Source organism: Hymenobacter sp. 102 (assembly GCF_049949205.1).
Lineage (GTDB): Bacteria > Bacteroidota > Bacteroidia > Cytophagales > Hymenobacteraceae > Hymenobacter.
The window spans coordinates 3,293,204-3,305,523 of the sequence record NZ_CP188172.1; the positions used below are offsets into that span (position 1 = coordinate 3,293,204).

A 12,320-nucleotide genomic window follows, 5' to 3' on the forward strand; every position below is an offset into this window, starting at 1 on the left:
TCTTTTTTGCCGATGAAATTTCTGCTGATTCTGCTTGTTCTGTGGGTGTTTGGACGGTACGTGGTGCCGCTGCTTATGCGCTTCATCATCAGCCACCTGCTCAGAAAGCAGGCCCGCCAGTTCGGGCAGCAGTTCGGGAGCAGCCCATTTGCGGCCCCCGCGCAACCCAACAACCCGCGCCGACCCTCCGCCACCGGCGAGGTGCACGTAGAATACGTGCCGCCCAAGGAAAAGCCCCGCAAGCCCGCCGAGTTCAAAGGCGGCGAATACGTGGATTTTGAAGAGGTGAAATAATGAGGAGATAAACAGAAAACCCCTGATACTGGTATCAAAAAGCCCCTGACGGCAGTAAGCGTCAGGGGCTTTTCTTTTCTCAAAGCGCATCACCCTGGACGGGATGAATTAGCTGCGCTGTCCTTTGGGGGCTTCGTTGTGCCGCCGCGTTATGACGGGCTTACGTTGCCCAGCCTAGAACCCGAAGCCCAGCCGGACGCCGGTACCCACTCGCTGGCCCGATTGTAAACCGGTGTAAAAATCGACGCGCAGTAGCTTGTAGATGTGCTCAATGCCCACACCCACCTCCACGTAATGCCCGGCGGCAGGGGTAGTGAGGTAGTTGAGCGAGGCCACCTCCTGCCACTGCAGCTTGCGTAGCAGCGGCAGCTTGTTCAGCAGGAAGCCGTTGAAATGGTGGTTGTAGTGCACCTCCAGAAACTTATCGGCGGTGCTGTAGCGGTAGTAGTCCAGCAGCTGAAACTTGGAGAAGTCCTCCGTCAGGTAGGTGCGGTTGCCGCTGAAGTGGCGGAAATCCATGAAGGCCAGGCGGGGGTTGCCGGGGAAGAAACCGGCTGCTGCTCGGTAGTTGCTGGTGCCCAGCAGCCCCAGGTTTACGGAGTGCCGGATGCCGGCTTCCAGCAAGGTGTAGCGCACCTCAGAACCCAGTACGCCCCCAATGCCCTGCCGCCAGGTGAGCAGGAACGTGGGGTACTTGGAGCCCAGGTTAAACTTGCCGTCGGGGCGGGTGATGTAGCGCTGGCCGGGCCGGAACGACGCCGTAAGCTCCGTGGTCAGGGCCTCGCTGCGGCCGAATCGGGTGCCGCCGGGCCGCTCCTCATTCACCGGCACATTGGCGGTGAATGCCCGGCCCTGCTGGTCGAGAATGAGCTTGAAGGTGGTGTTCTGCAGCTCCCGGCGCACAAAATAGCTGCCGGTAGCCTGCACGGTGAAGCCATTCAGTGGCTCCCACTGGTAGCCCAGCGCCAGCCCGTCGCGGCGGTAGAGCTTGGCGTAGTTACGGTTCTTGAACAGCGTGTAGTAGGAGTTGATGAACGGCGTGAGCTGGCTGCTGGGGTCGAAATTTTCGATGCTGCGCCCCGCCTGCAAGCTGAGCCGGGAGAGCTTCACCGCATCCAGCTGCCAGGAGGCCGCCACGCTGGGGCTTAGCAGCTTGTTGCTGAAGCCGTAGCGCAGGCTAGGCGTAACCGACCAGGTGCGCCGGTTATCGGTGCGCTGGGTATAGGTGGCCTGCGGATTCACCACTACGCCCTCCACGGTATTATAGTTGATGATGTTGAATACCGGAGCCACGTACCACTGCCGCTTCCGGAAGGTGTTGCTGTACGTATAGCCCGTCAGCAGAAACTTGCCCACTTCTACCTCGTTCCGCTTGCGGTCCAGGGAGTCCTGGTAGGGGCGGGAGGTACGGATTACCTCGGTACTGTCCTTCACGTGGTAATCCTTCTGCTCCTCCCGGGTAAGCGGTACCGGCCGGATGCTGGCCCAATAAGCGGTATCCCGCTCGTTCACGCCTTTTTCCACCAGCATTACTTCCCCGCGCTTCAGCTTACCCAGGCTCATCGTGTCGCGGGCTTCGGCCTGCCGGCTCTGGCGGCGCACGGTCCGGCTCAGGCCGTCCAATTTGGGCTTTTGCTTTTTCACCTGCGCCACCGTTTCGCGGGTAACCGGGGCATCGTCGGGCTCCTGGCCGGGGGGGGCGGGCGGGGCTACCGTGGGGGCCGGCCGGTTGGGATAGGTGGGCGTTACCCGGTAGTTGGATAGCACGGCCGTAATGAAGCCGTTGCCCTTGAACCCAAACGCCGTAAAGCCTACCGTTACCTTCTGGCTCTGCATCACCCACACATCGGACGGGCCGGGCGCGGGAGCGAAAATCTGCTCAATGTGCAGGTTCTCAACGTAATTGAGCTGGGCATCCTTGCTCAGGTCGAGGCTGACGGAGTGCAGCCGCCAGGTGCCATCCACAATGTAGATGTGGCCCGCAAACACCGGATCGGTGCGGCGGCGGGGTATCACCTTTATTTTATGAATGAGCAGATTGCCCTGCTGGGTGCTGCCTTCCAGCTCAAAGCGGTAAAACAGCGGGGCATTGGCCGCAATGGGCGACACGAAACCCCGTTCCGAAAAGCCGCTTTTCAGCACGTTCTGGTAGAAATTGAGGCCCCGGCCGGCGCTGGCCCGGTTGAAGCTGATGCCCTTGGTGTCCCCGCTCACCCGGGAGGAAATCATGCGTTCCTGCACCACGTTGGGCTGGCGGAAACTCATTTCCGACACGGTTTCGGAGAGGTAGAAAATCCCGGGCTTAAAATCCGGTCCCACCTTCACCAGGCCCAGAATCTTGCCCGGCACATCGGTAAAGCGGCCCAGGGTTTTAATGTAGGCCCGGGCCTTGAAGGCGGCCACCTCGCGCTGGTGGTAGCGCCGCCACTGCATGGCCTGCTGCACAATGCTGTAGGCGGGGTCTTTGTCGGAGCCGCGCACTACCACTTCCCGCAGCTGGTAATTTTCGGGAGTAAGGCTCACGTCCAGCACCATAGCCGTATCGCCGCCGGCCACGCGCACGGTTTCCAGGTGCGGCCTGAAGCCTACGTACTGGAATACCAGCTCGTAGCGGCCGGGCGTAAGGCGCAGCTGGTAATTGCCTTGCTCGTTGGAGGCGGTGTTGAGCGTAGTGCCTTTCACCGCCACGTTAGCAAAGGCCAGGGCTTCCCCTTTCACGCTCAAAATGCGGCCCCGCACCACTCCGGCTTGAGCTAGACTACTGAGCAGGAAAAAACTGATGAATAAGCAAAAAACACGCATAACCGAATAGAGAAGTGCAGCTTCGGAAAGGTAGAGATAATTTGAGGTCCATCAGTTGCCTGCCCAGGGGAGTCGGCCGCCGATTTGCCGGTTAAGCTTGTTGCCCGGCCAGGGCTGAGTAGGGCCCCTATCTTTGCGTTTCTCCCGTTGTCCGGCATGTCTCGTATTTCTGTTCCTTCGTGTCTGCTGCTGCTACTGGGCTGGCTGGCTACTGCGCCGCTGTTTCTGTATGGCCTCGGCAAGCCGCCCGTGAGTATCTGGGACGAGGGCCGGGTAGGAGTAAATGCTGCCTGGATTCTGCGTACCACCGACTGGCTGGTGCTGCGTGCCGACCCGGCCTACGATAATTTGGGGCCGCACCCGCTGCGGGTATGGCAACAGCCTGCCGGGGAGACAGTAGTTTCCCCGTGGCTGGTTTCGCGCAGTACCGCCCCGCCCGATACCTGGAACACCAAGCCGCCCCTGATGCCGTGGCTGCAGGCTCTGAGTATGCAGTGGTTTGGAGCCTCCGCCTGGGCTATGCGCCTGCCTGCGGCCCTCAGCGGTTGGCTGACGGTGGGCGTGCTGCTGGCGTTTGGGGCGTGGGGGCTGGGCCGGCCGGGTGTGGGCCTGCTGGCCGGATTTATTCTGGCTACTATGCCGTTGTTCAACAGTGAGCACGTAACCCGCACCGGCGACTACGATGCCCTGCTGGCACTGTGCACAACTACCTGCCTGCTCAGCGCCTGGATTTATCTGCGTAACGGCCGCTCCGGCTGGCTGTTTCTAGCGGCGCTAAGTCTGGCTTTGGCCTTGCTGTGCAAAAGCGCGGCGGCCTGTCTGCCTCTGCCGCCCCTGGCCATCTACGCCCTGGCTGATGCCCGGCGCCGGGCCATACTGCGGCACTGGCCAACGTGGGTAGCTCTGGGAGCCGCCTTCCTGCCGCTGCTGGCGTTTTATGTGCTGCGCGAGCGGGCCGCCCCTGGGTTTGTCGCCGCTTCCTGGTACAACGACTGGGCCGGGCGTTTTGGGGCGCACCTGACGCCCGGACACCGGCCGTGGTGGCTATACGTGCACTACTGGTTTCACCCCGGCCTATCCCTTTGGTCGCCGGTGCTGCTGGCCAGCGTGGTGGCAGTGGCCCGGCAGCGTAACCTACCCGAATACTTGCGGTTTCTGACTTGGCAGATTGCCGGCACGATGGTGCTACTGTCGCTGGCCCAAAACCGGGCGCACTGGTACGCGGCTCCGCTGCTGCCGCTGTTGGCATTACTGACAGCCGGGCTGCTCACGGCCTGGCGGGATGTCTGGGCCCGTCGCTGGCCTGCGTTTGCTGGGGCATGGCAGGTAGGCGTAGGGCTGCTGGTAATGGTGGAGGCGGTGGTGCTGGTGCAAACCCATGAGCGGCAGGCCGGCACCCTGCTTGAAAACTCTCACTTAGCGTACGAAGCCGCACTACCCCTGATTGCTACAAGCACCTTGCCGCGGCCCGAACTGATAGTATTGCGCGACGAGTTCAACAGTGCCCTCGATTTTATACTACTCACGCTGCCTGCTTCGTACCGGCCGTTGGTGCTGGTTATGCACCCGCGGCACCCGGCCGGGCTAAGGTCGTTGCGCGCGGGCCAGCAGGTGCTGGGGACCTGGCCTGAAGACCACGCGTGGTTGGCTACCCGGTTCCGGCTGGTGCCTTTGGTAAAGCTGGCCGGGCCCGCGTGGTGCGTGCGCCTGGAACCTCGCCGTCCGGCCCCGGATCGGCCAGTTATAGCCGAAAATCCCTGAACGATTTGGCCCGGGTGCGCGTCGTGAGTAGCGCACTGGTCGGATTGCCTGCTTTGCGTTTTTTCTGATGTACCTATGATGCAGCCCGCCAAAAAGAAATTCTACACGCCCGCCGAAGCCCTCCAGAAAATTGCCGCTTTCTGCACCTATCAGGACCGCAACCAGAAGGAGGTGGAGGCCAAGCTGCGCGAGTATGGCCTGGATGAAGATGAAGCCGGAGAAATCATCATCCGGCTGAGTCGGGAGAAGTTTCTGGACGAGGAGCGCTACGCCCAGACGTTCGTGCGCGGCCACATCCGCAAGAAATGGGGCCGCCGCCGCATTCAGCAGGAGCTAAAGCAGAAGGGCCTGTCGGAATACTGCATTAAGGCGGGCATGAAGGAAATCGACGGCGACGAGTACTACCAGAACCTGGTGGACCTGCTGGAAAAAAAGGACCGGCAGGAAAAGGAAAGCCACCCCGGCAAGCGCCGCCAGAAAATCCAGCTCTACCTCACCAGCAAAGGCTACGAGCAGGACCTCATTAAAATGGCCCTCGACGACCTGGGCAAAGCGCCGGAAGACGAGGATTAGCCCCGAACCATTGCTTCATACCAACTCGTTGTGCCAGACTTGCTGAAGCACGACGGACTGTTTTTGCGGCCGGATACTGGGGTGCGCTACCGCTTGCCGGGCAGTTGCGGGTTCTGCAGCTGATGAGTAAGCACCACGCGGCGGCCGGTCATGGTTTCCAGCATGGGCCGCAGAACCAGCTCGGCGTTTTGGGTGGTCTGGGCCAGGATGCCCGATTGCAGGGCGGCCGTGCGTACGTTGGCTTCGGCGTACTTGTAGCCGGCATCTACCAGTTCCGCATCCTGGAAAAAGCCGTTTTCCACGCTATACACTTTGCTTTTGCTGTGGTCTACCTGCCACACGCACAGCTCCGGCTCGGGCAGGGCTAGGCGCAGCACCGAGTCGCCCTCCAGCACCACATCCTGGGCGCGCACCTTGCGCAAATCGAGGCAGCCCACGGCATGGCCGGCTACGATGAGGGCCACTTTGGCGTCGGGTAGGAAGCGGTAGGTGCTCTTTTTATACTCTACCACATCCTTGAACTGGTAGCGCACCAGCTCCATGCGGCCCAGGGCTTCCACTTTTTCCAGCACCGTGTTATGCGTGACGGTGATGCGCAGCTCGGGGTTCAAGGGGTTTTCGAAACCGGTGAGGGCCGGACGAACCTTCGTCCAAAGAAACCAGCCCAGGGCAACCAGAAACAACAGCGGCAGCAGACGGCGGAACAGGTGGGGCATTATGAATGTGGGGAATGAGGATGGAATGTGGTGTACTGTGAAGAATGTGGCCCGATGTGTAGGATGAGAGGAATATGGGGGAATGCGAGGAATGAGAATAATAACGCAGACAGACAGGCTACGCGTTGTACGCAAAAAGCAGCGCCAAAGTACCGGCTGACTGCCAAAGGCCTATTCGCCACATTTATCACATTCCGCACATTAATTCACATTCTCCTCATATTCTTCCCGTCCTTTGCAGCGTATGCGCATTGCCCCGCCGTCGTCAACTGCTTCTGAAACAGCCATTCCGCCCGGCCCGGTGGGGCTGCAGCGCTGGCACGGGTGGCTGCTGCTGGGGCTGTGGGTGGCGGTGCAGGTGTCCCTGCTGATTCAGCACCACGGCCCCCGCTACGTGAACGACAGTGGCCGCTACCTGGCCTACGGCACCCGCATTGCCCAGGAGTGGCACTTTGAGCGCGACCATAACCTGCGCTACGTGGGCTACCCGCTGTTTATCAGTTTGTGGCTGAAGCTGGGGGCCGGCTGGTGGGGCATTGTGCTGGGCCAGATGGCCGTGAGCGGCCTGGCCGCCCGCACCTTTTACCGCACCCTGCGCCGCCTCACCCCCCAGGCCCTCGACTGGCGGCCGGCGGCCCTGGCCACGGCGGCCCTCATCGGCTGGCGCGATGCCCAGCAGTTCAACGTGTACCTTCTCACCGAAAGCCTGTTTGCCAGCCTTACTATTCTGGCGTTCTGGGCGTTGGTGCGGGCCCGGCGCGGGCCAGCAGGGCGCTGGATGATGTTTGGGCTACTGGTGCTGCTGGCGGGTATTGTGCGGCCCAACGGCTTTGTGGTGGCCGGGGCCGCGGCGCTGGCCGGCCTGGCGCGGCTGTGGCAGGAGCCGGACCGGCGGGCTTTTCGGCGGGCCCTGCTGGTGCTGGCGGTGCTGGCCCCGTTGTGGTGGTGGGTGCTCAATAAGCTGCTGCTCACCTTCACGCTGGTAGAAACCTACCTGCGCGGCGAAATCATCTACGGCTATACGCCCTGGGTGGTGGAGCCCACCGAACCGCTGCAGCTGCCGCCGTCGGGCCTCGCGCCGGTGCTGCGGCTGGGCTACTTCATCCTCGCCAATCCGGTGTACTTCCTGAAGCTGGCCGCGCTGAAAGGGCTGCTGTTTTTCAGCTACGTGAAAACCTACTATTCCTGGAGCCACATTCTGCTGATTGTGGCGTTCATCTACCCCTGCTACTGGCTGGCGGTGCGCGGGCTGCGCACGGCGGGGGCGTGGCTGCCGGCGCGGGTGTTTCTGGGCGGCGTGGTGCTGCTGCAGGGCTTGGTGGTGATGCTCACGGTGGAAGACTGGGACGTGCGGTTCCTGCTGCCGGTGCTGCCCTGCGTGTTTGCGCTGGCGGGCCTGGCCGTGGCGTACTGGCTACCCGGGCGCGCTGCCAAAGCCAGCCCAGGCTTGTAAGCCGCCGGTGTGCACGGCCACCACGGTGCTGCCGCGCCGGAAGTACCCCTGATCCAGCAAATCCAGCACGCCCAGCAGCATCTTGCCGGTGTAGATGGGGTCGAGGAGGATGCCGTGGCGCTGGTGGAAACCGGTAAGGAACTGCCGCAGCTCCGGGCTGAGGCGGGCGTAGCCGCCGCCGTGGTAAGCGGTGTGCAGGTGCCAGTTGGGGTAAAGGCGGCCGATGCTGTGCTGGTGCAGGTGGTTGATGTCGGTGCGCAGAAAGTCCGCGCCTTTCAGGGCGGCAAAGCCCTCGGCTTGCTCCGTGCCCTGCAAACCGGTAGCAAACCCCGCCAGCGTGCCGCCCGTGCCGCAGGCCACGCACAGGTAATCGAAGGACTGTTGGGTCCGCAGCTCGGTTACCAGCTCAGCGCAGCCGGGCAGGGCCCAGGCGTTGGAGCCGCCTTCGGGTACCACGTAAGCCGGGCCCAACTCCTGCAGCAGCGCCGCCAGCACGTCGGGCTCGTGCTTGCGGCGGTAGGTGGCCCGGTCAAGGAAGTGCAGCCGCATGCCATCGGCCTGGACCTGCGCTAGCGTGGGGTTCAGGGGGCGGGTGGCCAGCTCCTCGCCGCGGATGACGCCCACGGTATGCAGACCGGTGAGGCGGCCGGTGGCGGCCACGGCGGCAATGTGGTTGGAGTAGGCCCCGCCGAAAGTAAGTAGGGTGGTGTGGCCCTGCTGCCGGGCCTGCTGCAGGTTGTATTTAAGCTTGCGCCACTTATTGCCCGGCAGCTCGGGGTGGGTCAGGTCGTCGCGCAGCAGTAGGAGCTGCACTCCTGCCCGCGCGGCCGCCGCCTCCGGAAGTGGCTGAAGTAGCATGAGGGCTGGTTGGATTTCGTGTGATAAACAAGGACGTCATTCCGAGCGAAGCCGAGGAATCTTGCGTGCTGACGTCAGAATTACTCTGCAACATCAACACGCGAGATTCCTCGGCTTCACTCGGAATGACGTTCTATTTCACGCTCACAGAACCCTTACGCCAGCAGCGTATCGGTTACGGAGTGGGGCTCGGGGCGGTGCTTGAGGGCGTAGAACAGGGCCACCAGCAATGCCGCAATCAGCAGCACCGACGAAACCAGGGAGACGGTGTTGCCAATGGCGTATTCCGAGGGCTCAAACCGGAACTCGATGATGTGGTTGCCGGCCGGTACCTGCAAAGCGCGCAGCACGTAGTTGGCGCGCAGGTAGGGTACTTCTTTGCCGTCGATGAAAGCCTTCCAGCCATCGGCGTAGTAGATTTCCGAGAATACCACCAGCCCGGCCTGGGCCGCATTAGCGCGGTAGGTGAGGGCGTTGGGGGTGTAGTTGGTGAGGGTAATGGTGGAGCCCTCGGTGGGGAACGTGGTTTGACTGAGGGGAAACTTGGAGGCATCCACCACGGCCGTGGTAGCCGTGTTCAGGCCCGTGAGGGCGTTGATTTCCTCATCAGGGTTCTGCACTTTCTGCACCTGGCCCACAAACCAGGCATTGCCCAGGGCGCCGGGGTTGCGCTGCACCTGCTGGGGCTGGCCCTGCTCGCCGGGCACAATCACGTAGCGGGTATTGAGCATATTGAGCACGGCCGTGTTGTTAGTCGAAATCTGGCGCTCAATCAAATCCTGGTAGCGGCGCAGCTTGGCGCCGTGGTAGCCGCCAATGCTCTTGTGGAAGTATGAGGTCTGGGCTTCGTTGAAGGGGTTCTGCACGTTCAGCACCCGGTAGCTCAGGTCTTTGTCCTGCAGAATCTGCTGGTCGGCGGGGGAAGGCACAAACTGCTCGGCAATGGTCTGCTGCTGGAAGTTGCCATCGTTGAGGTAGCGCTTATCCACGCCCCACAAGTCCACCAGCGTGAGCAGGCCCACCAGGGCCGCGGCCAGGCTGGCCGAGAGCTTACGCTGCAGGAAAAACCACAGCACCCCGGCCGAAGCCACCACAAAGAATAGGGAGCGGAACACGTCCATGCGCAGCAAGGAGGCGCGGTCGGCGCGCAAAGCCTCCAGCGGGAAGCCACTTTGCTGCAGCTGGGCGTCAATGGGCGAAGCAAAATCAGACACCAGACCAGCCAGGAACGCCAGCGCGCACAAACCGGCCGTAATGGCCAACGCCCGCAGCACGTGCTTTTTCAGCAGGGCGGTATCAGCCGCATCCACGGGCTTGCCCGCAAGGGCGGCCAGGCTGGGGTGGGTGCTGGCGGGGGCGGCGGCAATGGCGGAGGGTACACCCCGCAGTACGCGGGCCAGGGCCAGCACCGCCAGCACCGGCATGGCCAGTTGGGCAATGGTGAGGGCCATGCTCACTGCCCGGAACTTGTTGTAACCCGGGAAGTAGTCGAACATCAGGTAGTTGAAAGCTTCAAAGTTCTTGCCCCAGGCCAGTACGATGGACAGCAACGTGCCCGCCAGCAGCCAGATGCGGGTGCGGCGGTCGGCCACCATCAAACCCAGCACAAACAAGAAGAACACCACCGCGCCCACGTACACGGGGCCGCTGGTGATGGGCTGGTCGCCCCAATACGTGGGCATCTGGGCCAGGTAGTCGGCCAGCTGCACGGGCGGCACGCCGGCCGCCGTCAACGCCTTGCCGGTTTCGGAGTTTTCGGAGAGCTTCATCTGCGAAGCCCCGCCGTAGAAGTTCGGAATCAGCAGGGTGGCCGTTTCGCCCACGCCGTAGCTGTAGCTGAAGGCATACTCCTTGCCCAGGCCCGAGCCACCCGCGTCCTCATCGGGGGCCGGGGCCTGGCCGGGCGCCACCGGCGGCGGCGTTTTTAGCTCCGATTTACCCCGGATGCTGTACTTGCTGTATTCGAGCGTGGTGTAGAGGCGGCCGAAGCTCACGCCCACGGCCAGCAGGGCGGCCACGGCCAGCAGGGCCGTGCGCGTGAGGAAATCGGGCAGGCGGTTGGTGCGCACGGCCGATACCAGCTCCACCACGCCAAACACCAGCACCAGTAGCAGCAGGTAATAGGTAATCTGCAAGTGGTTGGAGCGGATGTTCATGGCCAGGCCCAGGGCAAACAGCGCCGTACCCAGCCACTTGTTGCGCCGGAAGGCCACCAGCAGGCCCGCCAGCACCAGCGGGGCGTAGGCCAGAGCCAGGCTCTTGGTGTTGTGGCCGGCCGCCAGAATGATGAGGTTGTAGCTGGTAAAGCCCAAAGCCACGGCCCCTACCACGCTCACCAGCGGCGAGAGGCCCAGTGCAACGCACAGCGCGTAACCGCACACCAGCGCCAGAAACAGGTTGGCCACCACGGCCGGCAGCCCCAGCGTAAACAGCTTGTGCAGGTACTGGCTCAGGTCGCCGGGGAAGCGGGTGCTGATGAGGTAGGTGGGCATGCCCGAAAACATGGAGTTCGTCCAGAGGGCTTCCTCGCCGGTCTGGTCGCGGAACTGGGCGGCCTCGTGGGCCCCACCGTTGAACTGCACAATATCATGCTGGGCCAGCGTCTTGCCATCGAACAGGATGGGGGAGAAGTACACGGCGGCCAGCACCAGGAAAAACAGCACGGCCAGCAGGTGCGGCAGCACCCGCCGCCACCACGGCGCAACGGCCTGACGGGGAGGAGTAGTCATTCGGCTTACTAAAAAGTCGGATAAGGCCAGAGTTGGACCCAAGCCCGAAGGTAAGCAGGATAGGTGATTGGGAAGGTAGGAGGTGATACGAGTAAGTGAGTACAAGGCCTGTCATCCTGAGCGGAGCGAAGGACCTTAGCGCGTAACAGCGTACTATTCATGCGTGATAAAGTCCTTCGCTCCGCTCAGGATGACAAAGGCCATGCGTTTACCGTGTAGCTGGTTTTCTCCAGTTGTACAGCACAATCGACAGGAAAATCACCGCATAAGCCCCCAGCTTCAGCCCCGAGGCCTGCTCGCCGAAATACAGAAACGCCAGCAGAAAGCTCAGCAGCGGATTGATGTACATGAAGATGCCCACCGTACCCGAAGGCAGCTGGTTCAGCGCGTACAGGTTCAGAAACAGCGGAATCACCGTGAACAGCACGCTCAGCAGCAGCACCACGGCCAGCAGATGGCCATCCCGCAGACCGGCCAGCGGCTCGGCCCCCAGCAGCGGGGCCAGCGGCAGAATCAGCAGGGCCGTGAGCGTGAGCTGCACCGTGAGCAGTACCAGCCGGTCGTAGCCCTGCAGGCGGCGCTGGCTGATGAGGTAGGCCGCGTAGGTGGTGGCCACCACCAGGCTCATCAGCAACGAGTGGATTTCGCCGGAGCCCAGCAGCACGCAACTCAGGGCACTAAGCCCAATGGCCAGCCACTGCATGGGCCGCAGCCGCTCACGCAGCACCATAAACCCCAGCAATGAGGTCAGAATAGGGCAGATGAGGTAGGCAAACGAGCCGGCCTGCACACTCACCTGGTTCACCACATAAATGAACAGCAGCCAGTTGGACGTGAGCAGCACGCTGCCCACCACGGTACTCACCAGCACCGGCCGCCGCTCCCGGGCCGGGGCCGCCCGCCACTGCTGCCACGTTTGGCGCACCACCGCCCGCCGCCCCAGCCCATGAATGAGCAGTAGCAGCAGCAACGAGAGCAGCACCCGGAAAAACAGAATCTGCCCGCTTGGGTAGCCCGCCAGCCAGCGTAGCGGAATCGGGAAAAATCCCCAGATAAAGAACGCCGCAAAGGCGGCCAGGTGGTAGCGGGAGAGTTTCAACAGGAAGTAGTAAAGAAGGCCTAAAGGTAACAACT

9 protein-coding genes are annotated in these 12,320 nt (G+C 62.5%); 4 read left to right on the forward strand and 5 right to left on the reverse strand.

Features of this window, described 5'->3' with window-relative positions; translation table 11 throughout:
• The first annotated feature begins 12 nt into the window (after window positions 1-12).
• Window positions 13-294: a DUF4834 family protein gene (locus tag ACN19L_RS14110; protein ID WP_426490136.1), complete on the forward strand. Its 282-nt coding sequence runs from the start codon at window positions 13-15 to the stop codon at window positions 292-294.
• 174 nt (window positions 295-468) lie between these two features.
• On the opposite strand, the gene ACN19L_RS14115 is transcribed toward ACN19L_RS14110, so the two are convergent.
• A complete protein-coding gene (locus tag ACN19L_RS14115; RefSeq protein ID WP_426490137.1) occupies window positions 469-3,096 on the reverse strand; it encodes a DUF5686 and carboxypeptidase regulatory-like domain-containing protein in 2,628 nt (875 codons plus the stop codon).
• A 156-nt stretch (window positions 3,097-3,252) separates the two neighbouring features.
• Here ACN19L_RS14115 and ACN19L_RS14120 point away from each other — a divergent pair, with 156 nt between their 5' ends.
• Window positions 3,253-4,857, forward strand: coding sequence for an ArnT family glycosyltransferase (locus tag ACN19L_RS14120; protein ID WP_426490138.1), 1,605 nt, complete (start codon window positions 3,253-3,255; stop codon window positions 4,855-4,857).
• A gap of 75 nt (window positions 4,858-4,932) precedes the next feature.
• Complete coding sequence (locus tag ACN19L_RS14125) at window positions 4,933-5,430, forward strand: regulatory protein RecX (RefSeq protein ID WP_426490139.1); 498 nt, start codon at window positions 4,933-4,935, stop codon at window positions 5,428-5,430.
• An 86-nt stretch (window positions 5,431-5,516) separates the two neighbouring features.
• Here the strand turns inward: ACN19L_RS14125 and ACN19L_RS14130 are convergent, their stop codons facing one another.
• Window positions 5,517-6,146: a DUF4230 domain-containing protein gene (locus ACN19L_RS14130; protein WP_426490140.1), complete on the reverse strand. Its 630-nt coding sequence runs from the start codon at window positions 6,144-6,146 to the stop codon at window positions 5,517-5,519.
• Window positions 6,147-6,390: 244 nt separating this feature from the next.
• On the opposite strand from ACN19L_RS14130, the gene ACN19L_RS14135 reads away from it, so the two are divergent.
• On the forward strand, window positions 6,391-7,599 hold the full coding sequence (locus ACN19L_RS14135) for a hypothetical protein (RefSeq protein WP_426490141.1): 1,209 nt from the start codon (window positions 6,391-6,393) through the stop codon (window positions 7,597-7,599).
• Here the strand turns inward: ACN19L_RS14135 and ACN19L_RS14140 are convergent.
• The 3 genes from ACN19L_RS14140 to ACN19L_RS14150 all read right to left on the reverse strand — a co-directional run bounded on the left by ACN19L_RS14140 (window position 7,561) and on the right by ACN19L_RS14150 (window position 12,285).
• Complete coding sequence (locus ACN19L_RS14140; RefSeq protein WP_426490142.1) at window positions 7,561-8,457, reverse strand: 1-aminocyclopropane-1-carboxylate deaminase/D-cysteine desulfhydrase; 897 nt, start codon at window positions 8,455-8,457, stop codon at window positions 7,561-7,563. The genes ACN19L_RS14135 and ACN19L_RS14140 overlap by 39 nt on opposite strands.
• 155 nt (window positions 8,458-8,612) lie before the next feature.
• Window positions 8,613-11,186: a YfhO family protein gene (locus ACN19L_RS14145; protein WP_426490143.1), complete on the reverse strand. Its 2,574-nt coding sequence runs from the start codon at window positions 11,184-11,186 to the stop codon at window positions 8,613-8,615.
• 208 nt (window positions 11,187-11,394) lie between these two features.
• Entirely contained in the window at window positions 11,395-12,285 is an 891-nt protein-coding gene (locus ACN19L_RS14150) for an EamA family transporter (RefSeq protein ID WP_426490144.1), read from the reverse strand.
• Window positions 12,286-12,320 lie beyond the last annotated feature (35 nt).

Bases quoted from the DNA above. Each gene is read 5' to 3' on its own strand.
- ACN19L_RS14120 (WP_426490138.1), top strand. From the start codon at position 3,253: ATGTCTCGTATTTCTGTTCCTTCGTGTCTGCTGCTGCTACTGGGCTGG.
- ACN19L_RS14110 (WP_426490136.1), top strand. From the start codon at position 13: ATGAAATTTCTGCTGATTCTGCTTGTTCTGTGGGTGTTTGGACGGTAC.
- ACN19L_RS14145 (WP_426490143.1), bottom strand. From the start codon at position 11,186: ATGACTACTCCTCCCCGTCAGGCCGTTGCGCCGTGGTGGCGGCGGGTG.
- ACN19L_RS14130 (WP_426490140.1), bottom strand. From the start codon at position 6,146: ATGCCCCACCTGTTCCGCCGTCTGCTGCCGCTGTTGTTTCTGGTTGCC.
- ACN19L_RS14140 (WP_426490142.1), bottom strand. From the start codon at position 8,457: ATGCTACTTCAGCCACTTCCGGAGGCGGCGGCCGCGCGGGCAGGAGTG.
- ACN19L_RS14125 (WP_426490139.1), top strand. From the start codon at position 4,933: ATGATGCAGCCCGCCAAAAAGAAATTCTACACGCCCGCCGAAGCCCTC.
- ACN19L_RS14135 (WP_426490141.1), top strand. From the start codon at position 6,391: ATGCGCATTGCCCCGCCGTCGTCAACTGCTTCTGAAACAGCCATTCCG.
- ACN19L_RS14115 (WP_426490137.1), bottom strand. From the start codon at position 3,096: ATGCGTGTTTTTTGCTTATTCATCAGTTTTTTCCTGCTCAGTAGTCTA.